The sequence below is a fragment of the Vibrio maritimus genome (assembly GCF_021441885.1).
Taxonomy (GTDB): Bacteria; Pseudomonadota; Gammaproteobacteria; order Enterobacterales; family Vibrionaceae; genus Vibrio; species Vibrio maritimus_B.
Window position 1 is genome coordinate 3,079,207 of sequence record NZ_CP090438.1, and the last position, 16,599, is coordinate 3,095,805.

Annotated in this window: 17 protein-coding genes; 5 read left to right on the top strand and 12 right to left on the bottom strand. The window is 45.6% G+C overall.

Features of this window, described 5'->3' with window-relative positions; translation table 11 throughout:
* Positions 1–42 precede the first annotated feature (42 nt).
* Positions 43–1,800 carry a lysophospholipid acyltransferase family protein gene (locus LY387_RS13980; protein ID WP_234494540.1) on the top strand — a complete coding sequence of 586 codons (1,758 nt, stop codon included), beginning with the start codon at positions 43–45 and terminating at the stop codon, positions 1,798–1,800.
* Positions 1,801–1,964: 164 nt separating this feature from the next.
* Complete coding sequence (locus LY387_RS13985) at positions 1,965–2,879, top strand: GGDEF domain-containing protein (RefSeq protein WP_234494541.1); 915 nt, start codon at positions 1,965–1,967, stop codon at positions 2,877–2,879.
* 64 nt (positions 2,880–2,943) lie between these two features.
* Here the strand turns inward: LY387_RS13985 and arsB are convergent, their stop codons facing one another.
* From arsB to LY387_RS14015, 6 genes are all read right to left on the bottom strand, one after another.
* On the bottom strand, positions 2,944–3,999 hold the full coding sequence (arsB, locus tag LY387_RS13990) for an ACR3 family arsenite efflux transporter (protein ID WP_234494542.1): 1,056 nt from the start codon (positions 3,997–3,999) through the stop codon (positions 2,944–2,946).
* A gap of 98 nt (positions 4,000–4,097) precedes the next feature.
* The gene (locus LY387_RS13995) at positions 4,098–4,406 is read right to left on the bottom strand and encodes an ArsR/SmtB family transcription factor (RefSeq protein WP_234496127.1); all 309 of its coding nucleotides are present in this window, start codon (positions 4,404–4,406) and stop codon (positions 4,098–4,100) included.
* A gap of 128 nt (positions 4,407–4,534) precedes the next feature.
* Entirely contained in the window at positions 4,535–5,755 is a 1,221-nt protein-coding gene (gene arsJ, locus LY387_RS14000) for an organoarsenical effux MFS transporter ArsJ (RefSeq protein ID WP_234494544.1), read from the bottom strand.
* A 92-nt stretch (positions 5,756–5,847) separates the two neighbouring features.
* Complete coding sequence (locus tag LY387_RS14005) at positions 5,848–6,342, bottom strand: cyclin-dependent kinase inhibitor 3 family protein (RefSeq protein ID WP_234496128.1); 495 nt, start codon at positions 6,340–6,342, stop codon at positions 5,848–5,850.
* 2 nt (positions 6,343–6,344) lie between these two features.
* Complete coding sequence (locus tag LY387_RS14010; RefSeq protein ID WP_042475933.1) at positions 6,345–7,349, bottom strand: ArsJ-associated glyceraldehyde-3-phosphate dehydrogenase; 1,005 nt, start codon at positions 7,347–7,349, stop codon at positions 6,345–6,347.
* A 47-nt stretch (positions 7,350–7,396) separates the two neighbouring features.
* Positions 7,397–7,726: a metalloregulator ArsR/SmtB family transcription factor gene (locus tag LY387_RS14015; protein WP_234494545.1), complete on the bottom strand. Its 330-nt coding sequence runs from the start codon at positions 7,724–7,726 to the stop codon at positions 7,397–7,399.
* Between the two features lie 214 nt (positions 7,727–7,940).
* Between LY387_RS14015 and LY387_RS14020 the strand changes: the two genes are divergently transcribed.
* The gene (locus tag LY387_RS14020) at positions 7,941–8,690 is read left to right on the top strand and encodes a metalloregulator ArsR/SmtB family transcription factor (protein ID WP_234494546.1); all 750 of its coding nucleotides are present in this window, start codon (positions 7,941–7,943) and stop codon (positions 8,688–8,690) included.
* 15 nt (positions 8,691–8,705) lie between these two features.
* Here the strand turns inward: LY387_RS14020 and LY387_RS14025 are convergent, their stop codons facing one another.
* Positions 8,706–9,374 (bottom strand): HAD-IA family hydrolase, encoded by a 669-nt coding sequence (locus LY387_RS14025; protein WP_042475926.1) that lies wholly within the window; start codon positions 9,372–9,374, stop codon positions 8,706–8,708.
* Positions 9,375–9,907: 533 nt separating this feature from the next.
* Here LY387_RS14025 and pykF point away from each other — a divergent pair.
* Positions 9,908–11,320, top strand: coding sequence for a pyruvate kinase PykF (pykF, locus tag LY387_RS14030; protein WP_042475922.1), 1,413 nt, complete (start codon positions 9,908–9,910; stop codon positions 11,318–11,320).
* 154 nt (positions 11,321–11,474) lie between these two features.
* Positions 11,475–12,158, top strand: a complete 684-nt coding sequence (locus LY387_RS14035) for a GntR family transcriptional regulator (protein ID WP_128647997.1) — start codon at positions 11,475–11,477, stop codon at positions 12,156–12,158.
* Between the two features lie 455 nt (positions 12,159–12,613).
* Here LY387_RS14035 and sspB read toward each other — a convergent pair whose 3' ends face one another.
* The 5 genes from sspB to petA all read right to left on the bottom strand — a co-directional run bounded on the left by sspB (position 12,614) and on the right by petA (position 16,438).
* The gene (gene sspB, locus LY387_RS14040; protein WP_234494547.1) at positions 12,614–13,102 is read right to left on the bottom strand and encodes a ClpXP protease specificity-enhancing factor; all 489 of its coding nucleotides are present in this window, start codon (positions 13,100–13,102) and stop codon (positions 12,614–12,616) included.
* Between the two features lie 24 nt (positions 13,103–13,126).
* On the bottom strand, positions 13,127–13,762 hold the full coding sequence (sspA, locus tag LY387_RS14045) for a stringent starvation protein SspA (RefSeq protein ID WP_042475917.1): 636 nt from the start codon (positions 13,760–13,762) through the stop codon (positions 13,127–13,129).
* Positions 13,763–13,848: 86 nt separating this feature from the next.
* Positions 13,849–14,586 carry a cytochrome c1 gene (locus tag LY387_RS14050; RefSeq protein ID WP_234494548.1) on the bottom strand — a complete coding sequence of 246 codons (738 nt, stop codon included), beginning with the start codon at positions 14,584–14,586 and terminating at the stop codon, positions 13,849–13,851.
* Complete coding sequence (locus LY387_RS14055; protein ID WP_042475912.1) at positions 14,583–15,848, bottom strand: cytochrome b; 1,266 nt, start codon at positions 15,846–15,848, stop codon at positions 14,583–14,585. Before LY387_RS14055 ends, LY387_RS14050 begins: the two co-directional genes overlap by 4 nt.
* A complete protein-coding gene (petA, locus tag LY387_RS14060; protein ID WP_234494549.1) occupies positions 15,848–16,438 on the bottom strand; it encodes a ubiquinol-cytochrome c reductase iron-sulfur subunit in 591 nt (196 codons plus the stop codon). The genes LY387_RS14055 and petA overlap by 1 nt, the downstream gene beginning before the upstream one ends.
* Positions 16,439–16,599: the final 161 nt, after the last annotated feature.

Below are 16,599 nucleotides of genomic sequence, written 5' to 3' on the forward strand. Positions count from 1 at the left end.
ACCCTTTTAACGACAATAAATGGAATTCGCCCAGAGGATGTTATGGAAACCACCAGCCCTTTTCGCTTGCCAAGAAAGACCCCTTTAGGAATTGCAGAGAACGTTGCAGAGTGGGCCACTGGCCTATCGGTACTTGACCAATTATATGCTCAGCGCCCTGTAGGCTGTGATACCGAGTCCTTCTTGCGTTTTTCATTAGAGATTTTGGGGATCGACTATCATGTTGTGTCGGGCAGTCGTGACAACATTCCACATACAGGCTCAACCCTGATCGTCGCAAATCACCCGCTCGGCTGTGTTGAAGGCGTCATACTCGCGGAGTTACTGCTGCAAGTTCGCAAAGACGTGAAAATACTGGCAAACGAGTTCCTTAAACTCGTCCCGGAGCTAGAGCCGCTATTTATTGGTGTCGATGTCTTTGATGGTGCTAACGCTCACCGCTCCAACACCCGTGCGCTAAGACAAGCTAACCAACACCTTGAACAAGGCGGAGCCTTGCTGGTCTTTCCCGCTGGAGAGGTATCTCAACTGGTTGATAGCAAAGCACTTCGCTTAGAGGATAAAGAGTGGAGTCGTTCTGTCAGTACCCTGATAAAGAAAAATAAGGCGCTCACCGTACCTGTTCATATAGGGGGGCTGAACTCAAAGCGTTTCTATCTAGCAGGAAAGGTACATCCTATGCTACGCACTGCCATGTTGGGTCGAGAGCTTCTAAACAAAAAAAATCGCCCTATCGGCATCTCGATTGGCGAAGCCATCAAATACAAAGAGGTAAATACCCTCGATAACCGACAGTTAGTCCACTACCTGAGACTCAATACCTACCTATTGGGCAGGGATCAGACCGAGCGAAACGTCTCTGATTCCGACACCTCCAACTACCAAGCTATCGCTCCTGCTGTGCATGTCAGTGATTTACTCGAAGATATAGAGCAGCTGCCAGCGGAGCATCATTTACTGTCCAGTGGTGAGTTTGAGGTTTACTGTACGACCATCGACCATATCCCATCAGTGATGCACGAGATTGGACGCATGCGAGAAAGCAATTTCCGCCAAGTCGGAGAAGGGACAGGGCAGTCGCTCGATATCGACCAGTTTGATAAGGACTATCATCACCTATTTGTGTGGGATAGAGACAAGCACAAACTTGTGGGCGCCTACCGCCTAGGTTTGGTGGATAAACTGCTTGAACAACACGGAATCCAAGGCTTGTATTCAAGAACCTTGTTCCAATACGACCAACCTTTTCTTGATACCATGGGCAAGTCTATTGAGATGGGTCGAAGCGTCATTGCCCTTGAATATCAAAAGAGCATGAGCGCTCTGCTACTGCTTTGGAAAGGCATTGCTGAGTTCGTACATCGACATTCGGAATACACTCACCTGTTTGGTCCGGTCAGTATCAGCAGTGACTACAGTGAGGTAGCAAGACAGCTTCTAGCGGATACCATGACACTGCATCACTACGACAGCGAGAGTGCAAAACATGTCATTGCACCAAATCCTCCAAAACTGGAAGATGCACCAAGCTGGAATACCCACCTACTGTCTGCTCTGGCTGACATGCAGCTTCTGTCACGCGTAATTTCTCGTCTGGATGAAGGTAAAGGGGTGCCCGTATTACTAAGACAATATCTAAGCCTTAATGGCAAGCTCGTCAGTTTTAACGTCGACCCTGATTTCAACAATGCGCTCGATGGACTTATTGTGGTGGATCTAAGGCGCGTGCCTCTCAAGTCTTTGTCTCGTTATATGGGTAGTGAACATGCCAAACAGTATCTCGCTCTTCACAATAGCTAATCGGTAAGTAATTGATAAGTTGAATATTTAAAAAGCAGCTTCGGCTGCTTTTTGTGGTTTCACCTGTCTCACACCTGAGAAAGAAGGCAAACACTGTCAGCAAAACCCTACAAATTGATATGCATCACAGTCCTTATGTATGACGCGTGATAGAAACAGCAAAAATGATAACTACCTCAACCACTTCCATTCGTAAGCCACGATTTGGTCTTGTGGGCTATAGTGGGATTTTTGCAGTGACAGATTTGACGTATCAGCAAGCGACGGCGCTTTTTCGCCATTTCCCTGGTTTTCTTTCTATCAGGAATGCGCAACATCAATATGTGTATATCAATGATAAGTTCACTGTTTGGCTACGCCAGTACTCTGATGTTGACCCTATTGGTCTTAACGCTGAGCAGCTTTCTGAACTGGTCCCGAGTAATGTTGGAGAGATGCTCAGAGAGTGTCACGACGCCAGTTTGGAATATCTAGGAGCAGGACAATGTGCACCCAAGATCATCAAGTTCACCAGTTTAGATAAAGTGTCTTACTTCAACGTCCTAAAATTTAAGGTACTGATTGACGGTGAACCTTATATCTATACCACCAGTTTCGATGTCACCGATTTGCATCACGAAGCCAAGTTCTTCGAGAAAAAAGCCTACACCGACCCCTTAACAAAGCTCCACAATCTCGCTTATCTGAGCTCAGTGCATTGGCAATACGGTTACTGCGTGGTGATAGATCTAGATAACTTCAAGCAGGTAAACGACACTTCTGGCCATAGCGAGGGGGATATTGTACTGATGCGCTTTGCGCGCTGCCTGAAACAGGCTTTTGCCGCTCAGGACATCTTGGTGCGCTATGGTGGCGATGAATTTGTAGTATTGACCCACCATCAAGACGAAGTCATGTTGCACTTAGCGCTTGAGAAGTTATCTGCCTTGTTTGAAAAGAACTTCGTAAACTATCCGATGCTATGCCACAGTGTGGGCTATACCCCTTTCCGTACCAGCCTGCGAGGAACCCTCAAGAAAGCGGATCTCGCCATGTACAAAGCAAAACACAACAAACGAAGTACGCTTGAACAGTCATAAAAAACGGAGCCACTTGGCTCCGTTTTCAGTTTTATCGCTCTGTCGCTAGATTCTGTACAGGACACTAAGAGGAGTAGCGCGCTTTCATCTTTAAGGTGAAGTTGACCAAGGCAATCAATACCGGCACTTCAATAAGAGGACCAATAACCCCCGCAAACGCCTCTGGTGAGTTCAAACCAAATACAGCAATAGCAACGGCAATGGCTAACTCAAAGTTATTACCTGTTGCGGTGTACGCAATAGAAGCATTCTTATCAAATGGCACGCCCATCTTTTTCGCAACAAAGAAGCTCACGAAGAACATCAAGAAGAAATAGATAGTCAAAGGTATGGCAACACGAACCACCTGCATCGGCAGTTCTACAATCATCTCACCTTTTAGGCTAAACATAAGTACAATCGTCGCCAGCAACGCGATCAAAGTAATAGGTGAAACTGCTGGGATAAACGTTTCGTTGTACCACTGCTCACCTTTCTTAGCGACTAAGATCTTACGGCTTAAGAATCCTGCCAAAAACGGAATACCAAGATAAATCATGACACTCTCGGCAATCTCTCCCATTGAGATATCAACGACTTGACCTTGAAAGCCAAATTTAGGTGGCAGAACGGTAATGAATAGCCATGCTAAGAAGCTGTACGTCACGATTTGAAATACACTGTTGAGTGCGACAAGGGCAGCCCCATACTCTTTGTTACCACCACCGATATCGTTCCACACTAGTACCATAGCGATACAACGCGCGAGACCAATCAGAATAACGCCTGTCATCAGGCTAGGCTCATCACCCAAGAAAGTCAGTGCCAGCACGAACATCAAGATCGGGCCCACTAACCAGTTCATGACCAAAGAGAGTGTAACGGCCTGCTTATCTTGCAGCACTTTGCCCATCAAACCATAGTTGACCTTGGCAAGAGGTGGATACATCATCAAAATCAGACCAATCGCTAGAGGAACATTGGTGCTGCCCACGGTCATTGACTCATTCAAGCCTTCGATTTGACTTGGAAACGCGACACCCAATAGAACACCAATACCCATGGCTAAAAAGATCCACAGGGTCAGAAATCTATCTAAAAAGCCCAGTTTTTTCGGTTGCTCAATCGCTAACTCAGACATGTTAACTCTCCAATATCGTTAATCGTCGAATAACGATAAATAAGTGGTAATAAAAGCCGGCATCGCCGACTTAATGATAATCAGGGCTCTTAGCCAGCTTAATCAAATGTGGATAAGCTCAGCGAAGAAAACTCCTCTAATGTTTCGCGCTGTATGCGATAGCAGACTTTAGGTGGTGTTGATTCTGCACTAATAAATCCTGCGACCTTCAAAATGCGCAAGTGTTCAGAGACCGTTGACTGAGCAAGACCTAACTGCGACACAAGGTCGCTATTCAAACACCCACCAGCGCGCTCCAAATCGGACAGAATACGTAAGATACGAATACGTGCAGGGTGTGACAGTGCTTTAGCTTGTGCAGCTAACCTCTTTTCTTGAGATAACTGCTGCTCAGAGGCGACAAACATTTCAGGATTTTCAACGCTACAACTGGTCACACTCTTTCCCCATCGTCTTTTGACGATAAATGTACGCCTGAAACAAAAAAGAGTCAATCGTCTTTTAACGATTGACTCTTTTTTAATGAATATTCACTTTATCCTGCGACGGCTTTTGGCGCACCCGGCAAACGAATTGAGATGATGGTCGTTAGCACTAAGAACGCAAACGACACCCACATACAAGCTGCGAGACCCGCCACTTGGAACACCCAACCAGACAACACAGTACCGATCAAACGCCCCATCGCGTTAGCCATGTAATAGAAGCCAACGTCCATCGACACGCCATCACCTTTCGCATAGCTCACAATCAGATAGCTGTGCAGGGATGAGTTTACTGCAAAGATAGCGCCAAAAATCAATAGCCCCACAACAATGACCGCTTGTGGGTACCATTGCATCTGAACACAGTAAGCGATGATGCCAGTCACCACAGCTAATGCCAGTGCCCACCACATGGCAGCACTACCATCTGGTACTCTACCCTGCGCCTTGCCGGTAATCTTTGGAGCTATGCCTTGAACGAAGCCATAAGCGATGACCCATAGCGCTAGAAATCCACCGACTAAGGTATGATCCCAACCAAAAATAGAGCCAAGATAAATTGGTAAGGCAACCACGAACCAAACATCACGAGCGCCAAATAGGAACATACGCGCAGCGGATAAAATATTGATGCTCTCTGATTTGGAGAAGATCTGCTTAAACTTAGGCTTGGCTTTTGCCTTGCCCATATCGCTTTCTAAGCTGATAACGCTGCCAATGAACACCAGTGTCAACACCGCCGCCATTGCCGCTACGGCATACTGAAAGCCTAATACCGACAGCAACAAACCACCGATAAAGAAACCTGCACCTTTCAGTGCATTCTTAGAGCCAGTAAGAATCGCAACCCATTTATAAAGCGCCCCTTGCTGCTCGTCAGGCACCAAGGTCTTGATGGCACTTTTCGCACTCATCTTATTCAGATCCTTAGCAATACCTGACAGCGCTTGAGCAGCCATGACCCATGGAATGGTTAGCCAAGCACTCGGAACGGCCAGCATTAGCAATGCAAAAATCTGCATCCCAAGCCCGATATTCATGGTGCGATTAAGCCCTAAACGTGCGCCTAGCCAGCCGCCAATGAGATTGGTGACCACACCGAAGAACTCATAGAAAAGGAACAGGGATGCGATGGCGAGCGAGCTGTATCCGAGATCGTGGAAGTAAAGCACCACCAACATTCGCAATGCACCATCGGTAATGGTGAAATTCCAGTAGTTAAAGGTCACCAACATATACTGGCGAACGCTTTTGCTAAGGTTAGACAACATAATTCTTCTGCCTAATAACAGGACATGTGTTGAGAAATAGAAGCCCTCTGATGAGAGCTTCTATTTAGGTTTACTCACTACGAGTGCTGCGCCTAGAACGTCGCGGCAAGCTTTTCTACATAGTCAATTTGAGGCTGCTTAGTGAAAGCCCCCGGGCGTAGTGCCTGAACTTCACGGCGAATCGTCTCAAGATCCCAACCTTTCTCAAGCAGAAGGTTTGCCGCAAGGAGGCCAGTACGACCAGAGCCGCCCATGCAATGCATAGCAATTTTTTCGCCCGCTTCAAGCGCTTGATGAAGCTCTGGTGAGATAGCTTTCCAGCCTGCTGCAAACTCAGAACCAGGAGCGCGATCATCTTCAATTGGCGTTTGGAACCACTTGATGCCTAGAGCCTGTGCTTTTTCTCCAAGCTCAGCAACGCCTGCTTCTGCCATCTCGTGATTATCCAAAGCCGTCACGATTACCGTAACACCTTGCTCTTTAAGTTGCGCTAGTGAGTCATCTAATGATGCTTCTTTGGTACCTGGACAAGGCGTTAGCACTAGCGCAGCGTTATCTACGTTTAGTTCCCATGTTGGATGCATCATCATTACCCCGCTAGACCGACTTTACGAACCAATTCTGCTGTGCGTGTTGCATATCCCATTTCATTGTCATACCACGCATAGATTTTCACCATGCGAGAGCCAACGACCATGGTAGATTGCGCATCTACGATGGTTGAGCGTTGATCACCACGGTAATCGATAGACACAAGCGGACGCTCTTCGAAACCAAGGATACCTTTTAGCTCACCTTCGGAAGCTTCTTTAAGAAGTGCGTTAACTTCTTCAGCCGTTGTATCGCGTTTTACATCAAAGATGATGTCGGTGAGTGATGCATTTGCTAGTGGTACACGCACTGCGTGGCCGTTGATCTTGCCTTTTAGCTCAGGGAAGATCTCAACGATCGCTGTTGCGCTACCCGTTGTGGTTGGGATAAGGCTCATACCACATGCACGAGCACGGCGCAGATCTTTGTGCGGCGCATCAAGGATAGTTTGCGTGTTGGTTAGATCGTGAATAGTTGTGAACGATGATTGCTCGATACCCAGTTTCTCGTGAATCACTTTCACCACAGGCGCGATACAGTTAGTTGTACAAGATGCCGCAGTCACGATACGGTGTGCTTCTGCATCAAAGATTTCGTCATTCACACCAACAACGATGTTGGCAATGCCTTCTTCTTTTACAGGCGCAGACACCACAACACGCTTAACGCCTTGGTCTAGGTATTTGTTTAGGAATTCAGTTTTACGGTGCACGCCTGTTGCTTCAATAACAACATCACAGCCAGACCAATCGATCGCGTCGATATCGCGCTCTTGGGTCGTTTTAATGCGCTTACCGTTCACCACAAGCTCATCACCTTCAACGGCTACACCGTGATGCCAAGTACCTTGGACTGAATCGAACTCCAATAGGTGACCTAGTGTGGTTGCATCACCTGCAACGTCATTAATCAAAACAAACTCAAGTTCGTCCCAATCAAATGCTGCGCGAAGCGCCAAACGGCCAATTCGACCAAATCCGTTAATACCTACTTTAATCGCCATAACTCAATCTCTTAATTACGTAAAATTTTCGGTTGTACCGTCAAGCTTTAAGCATCGTTCGATGATGACACAAGCTCGTTAAAGTTTAATTGATAAGCACTTTGCAAACAGTTCGACTGTTCAAGCCCTTTCAATGTTCGATAGAGCCAACCAGGCAGTCCTTCAGCTAAGCTGTAAAAGACGTGCTGCCCTTGCCTTGTATCCTTGAGCACCCCTGCTTGTCGTAGCATAGCTAAATGTCTCGATACTTTAGGCTGACTCTCTCCCAACGCCTCCACCAGTTCGTTGACACAGACCGAGCCGTTGGCCGACACCCAAAGCAGGGTTCGAATTCGGGTTTCATCAGATATCAATTTAAAAAACTCATGTGGAAGCATCTTTAAATACTCATATATGGATATGCGTATATATTAAAAAATATCACGACCAAGTCAAGGATCTTTTTGAACTGTTATAAAAGCTTCATACAGAATGTAGCTGATACTGGTTGAAACGATTTAGGGACAACGGAGGGATACAATGCTTTCATTCGCACCGATAAGCTTTCATAATATTGTGTGCGCTAATACAAGCCGATTTGATGAGGACACCATGACAAAAAAAATACTCTTTGTTTGCAGAGGAAACTCGGCACGCTCGCAGCTCGCAGAGGCGATCGTCAACAGAGATTATGCGGATCAATACCAAGCCTTTAGCGCTGGTAGCAATCCAAGTCATGTCGACAATAGAACGTTAACAACACTCAAAGAGTCTGGTTTTGATTGCGAAGGTCTGCGCTCAAAGTCGGTAGAAGAGTTCGAAGGACAGCATTTTGATTATGTCATCACGCTATGTTCTTCCGCGCATAAGGAATGCGGGGTATTTGAAAACAGCCAAGAGAGCCTTTTTTGGGATCTTCCCTCCCCCACCTCTTTATCGGAGACTTCTTTTGACGCCTCTTTATATGATCTGTACAAGCGAATCGAACTGTTTGTGGCCGTGCACAGTGACAGCAATGATTTAGATTTTGACCCACTGGTGATTCATAAGTGTCTGAGTGACCAAACAAGGCTTCTCATCACCTTAATGATATTTACTGAAGTGGAGCTCAGTGTGGGTGAGCTGTGCGATGCGCTGCAAGAATCTCAGCCAAAGATCTCCAGAGCGCTCGGCGTACTTCGAAACTGTGGGGTAGTTAGCGATAGACGCCGAGGACAATGGGCGTTTTATTCCATCTCAGATAAGCTACCGCTGTGGGCTATCGACATACTGGATGCATCTGTTGTCAGCATGCGTAGCAAACTACTTGCTGCTAATCAGTTACTCAACCAATCTGCCAATCGCCCAGACAAGCACAACTAACCTGCGCTTTGAAGTTCATTGAACAAAGGCTAGCAATTGCCTCATATCGGAGATGTAGTGTAGGTAAGGACTATCGATCTCAATCTCTTTATGAGGCTCTGCATGTGAGAAATATAAGGTGGTGACTTGTGCTCCTATGCCCGCTTGAACACCGACAAGAGAGTCATCAATAAATAGACACTCTTCTGCTCTCACTTGCATTTTATCCATGACGAAGTGCAGAAGTTTCGGATCTGGCTTCCAAGCATGTGCGTCTAATGCGCTGTACACCGTACCCTCGAAATAGTGGTCGAGTTTTGTCAGCGGTAAGGTAAACGCCATCTTTTCGTGAGGGGCATTGGACGCAATGCATATGGCAATGTTGTTGGCTTTGAGCTCATCTAAAACCTCATAGACGCCATCAATGACCGTGAGCTGCTCAGTGAACAGCTCCTGACAGCGCTGACGATAATGGCGAACAAGTCCTGTTAAGCTGTCATCACTAAGCAATGAGCTATCAGCGATAAGCTCGCCAAAGATCTTTTCAAGCTTTACCCCTTGGAACTGATCTTTCACCTTCTCATAATCAACATTAACGCCAACGCTCTCTAGTACTTCGACGATTGCCTGTATACATAAACGTTCGCTATCGATTAGCGTGCCGTCACAATCAAAAATCACACATTTGATGCGGTTTGAAGCCATATTTTACTACACCTCACGATTCCAACTGGCTCTTTTTGAACAGTAAACAGCCATACTGAGTACACAATATCACCAGCAATGAACCTCTTCAATGGACAGGATTCTGTACCGTATTGGTAACCATTTTGAAAAAAAGTTACCAAATGGTGTCGATTCATCCGGTTTATTTATTTTGATCCAAAAATTAAATCTTAAGCGCCGAAACCTTGCTCTAAAACAAGTTATGCACAGTGAAATCCGATCAATTCAGTGGTAGAATTCGTGCCCGAAAAGAAAATAAATTACAGAATTAGTGGTTATTTTTTTGTAATCTTACTGAATTATCTTAGTGAGAGCCCAAAAAAGTGGCCTAGAAAGCGCCTCAATCAGTCATAAAATGACTAAACTTGATGAAAGACTTTCATTTCTAGAAGAAGCGAAACTAGAGAAAAGATTGATAGCTCATGTGAATTATTTGTGGGCATCCCTAGCCTTCTAGAGAGACTAATACTAACTTTCAAATTGCAATTATATTTACTCGGAGAGTATCTTCCATGAAAAAGACCAAAATCGTATGTACGATCGGCCCTAAAACTGAGTCTGTAGAGAAACTGACTGAGCTAGTAAACGCAGGCATGAACGTTATGCGCCTAAACTTCTCTCACGGTAACTTCGAAGAGCACGCGAACCGCATCTCTAACTTCCGTGAAGTAATGGCAAACGTTGGCAAGCAACTAGCAATTCTTCTAGACACTAAAGGTCCAGAAATTCGTACTATCAAACTAGAAGGCGGCAATGACGTTGATCTAGTAGCTGGTCAAGAATTTACTTTCACTACTGACGCTTCTGTAGTTGGTAACAAGGACGTTGTAGCGGTAACTTACCTAGGTTTCGCTAAAGACCTATCTGCTGGTAACACTATCCTAGTAGACGACGGCCTAATCGAAATGGAAGTTATCTCAACAACTGAAACTGAAGTTAAGTGTAAAGTTCTTAACAACGGTGCTCTAGGTGAGAACAAAGGTGTTAACCTTCCAGGCGTTTCTGTACAGCTTCCAGCGCTTTCTGAAAAAGACAAAGCTGACCTGAAATTTGGTTGTGAGCAAGGCGTTGACTTCGTTGCTGCTTCTTTCATCCGTAAAGCTGCAGACGTTAAAGAAATCCGTGACCTTCTTGACGCAAACGGCGGCGAGAGCATCCACATCATCTCTAAGATCGAAAACCAAGAAGGCGTTGATAACTTCGACGAGATCCTAGAGCTTTCTGACGGTATCATGGTTGCTCGTGGCGACCTTGGTGTTGAAATCCCAGCTGAAGAAGTAATCTTCGCTCAGAAGATGATGATTGAGAAGTGTAACCGTGCTCGTAAGACAGTTATCACTGCAACTCAAATGCTTGACTCTATGATTCAAAATCCACGTCCAACTCGTGCAGAAGCGGGTGACGTTGCGAACGCAATCATGGACGGTACAGATGCAGTAATGCTTTCTGGTGAAACAGCGAAAGGTAAGTACCCTGTTGAAGCGGTAACTATCATGGCTCAAATCGCTAACCGTACTGACGGTGCGCTAAAAGCTGAACTAGGTTCTCGTCTAGACAGCCCACGTCTACGTATCACTGAAGCAGTATGTAAAGGTGCAGTAGACACAGCTGAGAAGCTAGCTGCTCCACTAATCATCGTTGCTACTGAAGGTGGTAAGTCTGCACGTTCTGTACGTAAATACTTCCCAACAGCAAGCATCGTTGCACTAACGACTAACGCTAAGACAGCTGCACAGCTAGTTCTTACTAAAGGTGTTCGTCCAGTTCTTGTTGACTCAATCGACAGCACTGATGAATTCTACAAAAACGGTAAAGAGTACGCTCTAGAATCTGGTTTTGGTAAGAAAGGCGACATCGTAGTTATGGTTTCTGGTGCACTAGTAGCATCTGGTACAACGAACACAGCATCTGTTCACGTACTATAATTCCGACGAGTTATACAAAATATCTATAAAAAGAGGGCTTCGGCCCTCTTTTTTTTATAATTGCCTTGCCCATTTTTTCAACACGCTGTACTATCAAAAACAGGTTTACAACATGGCATACCGCCATAGTTTTCCAACTATTGTTTTTAAAGTTATGAGGTGCATCGTGTCTAGCCCAACATTGACAGACAAGGTCGCAAAATTGATCTGTCAGGACATTCTTTCTGGAGAACTTAAGCCAAACCAAAAACTGGTAGTAGCAGAGCTTAAGGAAAAGTATAACGTCGGAGCCTCTCCGATAAGAGAAGCACTCATACAGCTTTCTTGGATTAAATACGTCAAGCTTGAGCCGCAAAAAGGCTGCTGGGTCGCTCCAATCTCGAAACTGGAGTTATATGATCTTTATGAGAGTCTTAAGGTGGTGTCTTCTGTGCTGCTTGAGAAGTCTATTCAACAAGGAAATGAAGGCTGGGAGCTCGAGATCCTAACCGAGTTCCACAAGCTATCTCGATTCAAATTCCAAGGTGATAACTTTAATTGGGTTGAGTGGGAAGAGCGTCAAGAAGCTTTCTATAGTTCACTACTTAGTGGATGCTTTTCAAAGAACATGCTCGATTTCTTCAACGATATCATTCGCCAAGTTAAGCGCTACCGTCGCGTCTCATTAAGCCACTCGCCTAAGCCATTTGCTGAGCTATTTAATCTTGAAGAGCACGAAAAGATGATGAAGCTGACACTCGACAAAGACTTAGACGGCGCTCGTCAGCAGCTTACTCAATACCTCACCGATATGATGAAGGATATCGAATCAACGGTAAATGAGATTGAAATGAAATAAAAAATCGGGGCTAGCCCCGATTTTTACCATCCAAAGAATTCTTTGTGATGTGTGTTGAGTAGCAGCACCATAGGCAAAAAGTATAATGCGCTCAACTTGATACCCAAAACGACTAATGCGCCGATGGTAAGCCTTACCAAAAAGTGATTGTACATAACAAACCTCTATCACCTAACTCATTGACATCCAAGATGATCTTGTCCAATCAAAGTAGAATTCCATTCTAGAGGAAGGGAAAAATGTGTACTAAAAAGTGTGACCTTTCTCCAAGAACGCCTAGTTTACTGATTACACTAAGATGGTCAAGTTTTAATCAGCATTAGACTAAAGTCTAATACAGTGGCACGTATTTTACACGTCTCAGAATGAAGAACAGACCAATGTCTAGCAAGGCAGAAAGGAGAAATGTAAATCGGATAGGGACAAAAAAGCCGCATATTGAATGCGGCTTTTTGTTATTTGACTACTCGAAGACTTGGTCGTCCTTTTGGTTTAGGCGGTTCATCGTCTCCGTTAGGCTCTTCATTGGTTTGCTCTGGCTGTTCCGTCTCAGCGGCAACAGACAAGCCTGTTGTCACTTCCGGCTGAGAGATGTCTTCTTCTTCAATAGAAAGATAAGCATCTTCAGGCTCGAACATAGTTCCAGCGCCGTTTTCACGAGCATAGATAGCTTGTACAGAGTACAGCGGAGCAATCACTGAGTGCGGTTTGCCACCAAAACGAGCGTGAAACGTAATCGCTTCGTTGCCCAGTTCCAGTTGTCCAACCGCTCTAGGAGCAATGTTAAGAATGATCTGACCATCTTGGACAAACTCCAAAGGAACTCGAACACCCGGCATGTTTGCATCAACAACAATATGCGGTGTCAGATCATTTTCAACAAGCCAATCATAAAATGCACGAAGCATATATGGTCGGCGAGGTGTCATTTTTTCAATATCCATCGTCTCAGGAGAAACCTATAAGGACTAGCGAACCAAACGCATCTCACGCTCAGCTTCTGTTAGAGAAGCTAGGAATGAATCACGTTCAAATACACGGTTCATGTACACTTTGATCTCTTTTGAGCCAGGACCAACTAGCTCGATACCCATTTCAGGTAGACGCCACAATAGTGGTGCTAGGTAGCAATCAATTAGGCTAAACTCTTCGCTCATGAAGTACTCATACTCAGCAAAAATAGGCGCTAGAGTCAGTAGGTCATTACGAAGCTTATTACGTGCCGCTTCTGCTTCTTCAGCAGAACCTTTCATTACTTTCTCAGCAAGTGAGTACCAGTTACGCTCAATACGATAAATCATCAGGCGGCTGTTACCACGAGCTACAGGGTATACTGGCATTAGCGGTGGATGCGGGAAACGCTCATCAAGGTATTCCATGATGATCTTAGAATCGTAAAGGGCTAGCTCACGATCGACCAAAGTTGGCACTGTCTTGTATGGGTTTAGTTCAGCAAGCTCAGCTGGGATGTTTACATCATCCACTAACTCGACTTCAACACTAACCCCTTTTTCCGCTAGAACGATTCGAACCTGGTGGCTATATAAATCAGTAGCACTGGAAAAAAGAGTCATCACAGAACGTTTATTGGCAGCTACAGCCATGGAGCCCTCCGGGATACTTACAAAAAACAATGGAGGCTGTGCCTCCATTGTGAACAAATTGGAATTAACGCGCTATGATAGCACAATTAGTGAACATCGCGCCAATACTCTTTCTTAAGCAGCACAACGACGATAGTAAAGATGACTAGGAACGCCATCACCCACCAACCTAGCGCATGACGCTCAAGCTTCACTGGGTCACCTGAGTATTCAAGGAAGTTGACGAGGTCACGCACTGCATCGTCATACTCACTTGAGCTCAGCTCACCACGACCATCGGTTTGAGTGCCAACAATCACTTGTACTTCCTCACCATCAACGATCTTAGTCTCGAAGATTGGTGTCGGGATACCTTGCAGCTCTTCAAGAACATGCGGCATACCCACATTCGGGAAGGTGGTATTGTTCACACCAAACGGACGACTTGGATCGACATAGAAAGTACGTAGGTATGTGTATAGCCAGTCTACGCCGCGAACACGAGCAACCAAGGTTAGATCCGGTGGCGCTGCACCAAACCAAGCCGCGGCTTGTTTCTGAGGCATAGAGTTAACCATCAAATCACCGATCTTAGCTTCTGGGTCGAACACTAGGTTCTCTTTTGCAAGATCAACCGGGATACCCAAGTCAGTCGCCACACGCTCATAGCGTTGATACTGCGTCGAGTGACAAGCAAAGCAGTAGTTCATAAACAGCTTGGCACCGTTTTGAAGCGACGCTTTGTCCGTCAAATCATTGTTTGCTTTATCAAGATTTACATTGCCACCAGCCGCTAGTGCTAGAGATGGCAGCAATGCGAAAAGTACTACAATCCACTTTTTCATTTGAATGTCACCCTCTCTGGCAATGGCTTGGTGTTCTCATTTTTACTGTAGAAGAACAGCAGAACGAAGAACATGAAGTAACCTAAACTGAAGATCTGAGCCAGTAGCGTGTACGTCGGCGTCGCTGGTAGCGCACCAAGAATACCCAAAGCAATAAAGCTAATGGTGAACTGGATGATGTTGATTAGGTGAATCTTACTTCTGTAGCGATAAGAGCGAACTTTACAGCGATCGAACCAAGGAAGTAGGAATAGGAACACAATCGATAGACCCATTGCTACCACACCCAACAGCTTGTCCGGAACCGCACGCAGAATCGCGTAGAACGGCGTGAAGTACCATACCGGAGCAATGTGCTCTGGAGTCTTCAGCGGGTTCGCTGCTTCAAAGTTAGGTGGCTCAAGGAAGTAACCGCCCATCTCTGGGTTAAAGAACAACACATAACAGAACAGGAAGAAGAAGCCAGCTACACCAACAAGATCTTTCACCGTACCGTAAGGATGGAAAGGAATCGAATCAATGATGTCGTATTTCTTACTGTAGTAATCGTGGAACTTGAACTGCGTCTTGTAGTCGTCGCCCATGCTGCCTTTAGGAAGCTTAGTCTCAATACCATCAGGGTTGTTTGAGCCTACTTCGTGTAGAGCGAGTACGTGCAAGACAACAAGAAGTAGCAGCACGATTGGCAGAGCAATCACGTGAAGCGCGAAGAAGCGGTTAAGCGTTGCACCAGAGATGATGTAATCACCACGGATCCAAAGCGTTAGGTCATCACCGATAACGGGAATAGCACCAAAGAGCGAGATGATTACCTGTGCACCCCAGTAAGACATTTGTCCCCAAGGTAGTAGGTATCCCATAAATGCTTCTGCCATCAACACAAGGAAGATCAGCATGCCGAATACCCACAGCAGCTCACGCGGCTTCTGGTAAGAACCGTAGATAAGACCACGGAACATATGAAGGTAGACAACAACGAAGAAGGCCGAGGCGCCCGTTGAGTGCATATAGCGGAGTAGCCATCCGTATTCCACATCACGCATGATGTATTCTACAGAGGCAAATGCACCTTCGCCAGAAGGTACGTAGTTCATTGTTAGCCAAATACCCGTTAGGATTTGGTTAACCAGCACTAGCATGGCTAGTGAGCCAAACAGATACCAAAAGTTGAAGTTTTTTGGCATTGGGTATTCAGACAAATGCTTCTTATAAGCATTCATTGCAGGTAGACGTTTTTCTACCCAATCAAGTAACACTTGCATTATGCATCCCCCTCATCAACACCAATAAGGATTCTGGTATCGCTCAAGTACATGTGTTTAGGAATGACAAGGTTGAGTGGCGCTGGTACGTTTTGGAAAACACGACCAGCCATATCAAACTTAGAACCATGACACGGGCAGAAGAAACCAGACTTCACACCTTGGACTTGTTCACTAAAGGAATCAGCAAGATAGGTAGGCGAACAACCTAGGTGGGTACAGAAACCAACGGCAACAAAGTACTCCGGTTTAATGGAGCGGTACACGTTTTGTGCATACTCTGGCTGTTGTTCTTCAGCGGAGTCTGGGTCACGTAGCTGATTGGCTAGGTTGCTTAGGTTGTCCACAACAGATTGCGCGCGACGCACAACCCATACCGGCTTACCCTGCCATTCAACACGAACCATTTGACCTTCTTCAAGCTTGCTGACGTCCACTTCAACAGGGGCACCAGCAGCTTTTGCTTTGGCACTTGGGTTCCAAGATTTAATAAAAGGAACGGCGACTGCAGCTGCTCCCAAACCACCGACAACCGCAGTTGTCGCAGTAAGGAAACGCCTGCGACCGTTATTTAAAGGCGCATTGCTCATCCAACATTTCTCCCATTTGCTCCTTTGGGTCAACACTGAGCGAATCCAAGTTGCTCTTTTAGATGGAATAACCCATTGGGGAACCATTCCTTGGGCTATTTTCCTTCAAATTGAACGAGCCAATAGTACTAATTATTTTGGCTACTTGAGTCTGCTCAGAC

What these genes read in the sequence shown, in the direction of transcription:
- LY387_RS13980 (WP_234494540.1), top strand. Translation starts at nt 43, where the DNA reads ATGGAAACCACCAGCCCTTTTCGCTTGCCAAGAAAGACCCCTTTAGGA.
- LY387_RS13985 (WP_234494541.1), top strand. Translation starts at nt 1,965, where the DNA reads ATGATAACTACCTCAACCACTTCCATTCGTAAGCCACGATTTGGTCTT.
- arsB (WP_234494542.1), bottom strand. Translation starts at nt 3,999, where the DNA reads ATGTCTGAGTTAGCGATTGAGCAACCGAAAAAACTGGGCTTTTTAGAT.
- LY387_RS13995 (WP_234496127.1), bottom strand. Translation starts at nt 4,406, where the DNA reads ATGTTTGTCGCCTCTGAGCAGCAGTTATCTCAAGAAAAGAGGTTAGCT.
- arsJ (WP_234494544.1), bottom strand. Translation starts at nt 5,755, where the DNA reads ATGTTGTCTAACCTTAGCAAAAGCGTTCGCCAGTATATGTTGGTGACC.
- LY387_RS14005 (WP_234496128.1), bottom strand. Translation starts at nt 6,342, where the DNA reads ATGATGCATCCAACATGGGAACTAAACGTAGATAACGCTGCGCTAGTG.
- LY387_RS14010 (WP_042475933.1), bottom strand. Translation starts at nt 7,349, where the DNA reads ATGGCGATTAAAGTAGGTATTAACGGATTTGGTCGAATTGGCCGTTTG.
- LY387_RS14015 (WP_234494545.1), bottom strand. Translation starts at nt 7,726, where the DNA reads ATGCTTCCACATGAGTTTTTTAAATTGATATCTGATGAAACCCGAATT.
- LY387_RS14020 (WP_234494546.1), top strand. Translation starts at nt 7,941, where the DNA reads ATGACAAAAAAAATACTCTTTGTTTGCAGAGGAAACTCGGCACGCTCG.
- LY387_RS14025 (WP_042475926.1), bottom strand. Translation starts at nt 9,374, where the DNA reads ATGGCTTCAAACCGCATCAAATGTGTGATTTTTGATTGTGACGGCACG.
- pykF (WP_042475922.1), top strand. Translation starts at nt 9,908, where the DNA reads ATGAAAAAGACCAAAATCGTATGTACGATCGGCCCTAAAACTGAGTCT.
- LY387_RS14035 (WP_128647997.1), top strand. Translation starts at nt 11,475, where the DNA reads ATGAGGTGCATCGTGTCTAGCCCAACATTGACAGACAAGGTCGCAAAA.
- sspB (WP_234494547.1), bottom strand. Translation starts at nt 13,102, where the DNA reads ATGGATATTGAAAAAATGACACCTCGCCGACCATATATGCTTCGTGCA.
- sspA (WP_042475917.1), bottom strand. Translation starts at nt 13,762, where the DNA reads ATGGCTGTAGCTGCCAATAAACGTTCTGTGATGACTCTTTTTTCCAGT.
- LY387_RS14050 (WP_234494548.1), bottom strand. Translation starts at nt 14,586, where the DNA reads ATGAAAAAGTGGATTGTAGTACTTTTCGCATTGCTGCCATCTCTAGCA.
- LY387_RS14055 (WP_042475912.1), bottom strand. Translation starts at nt 15,848, where the DNA reads ATGCAAGTGTTACTTGATTGGGTAGAAAAACGTCTACCTGCAATGAAT.
- petA (WP_234494549.1), bottom strand. Translation starts at nt 16,438, where the DNA reads ATGAGCAATGCGCCTTTAAATAACGGTCGCAGGCGTTTCCTTACTGCG.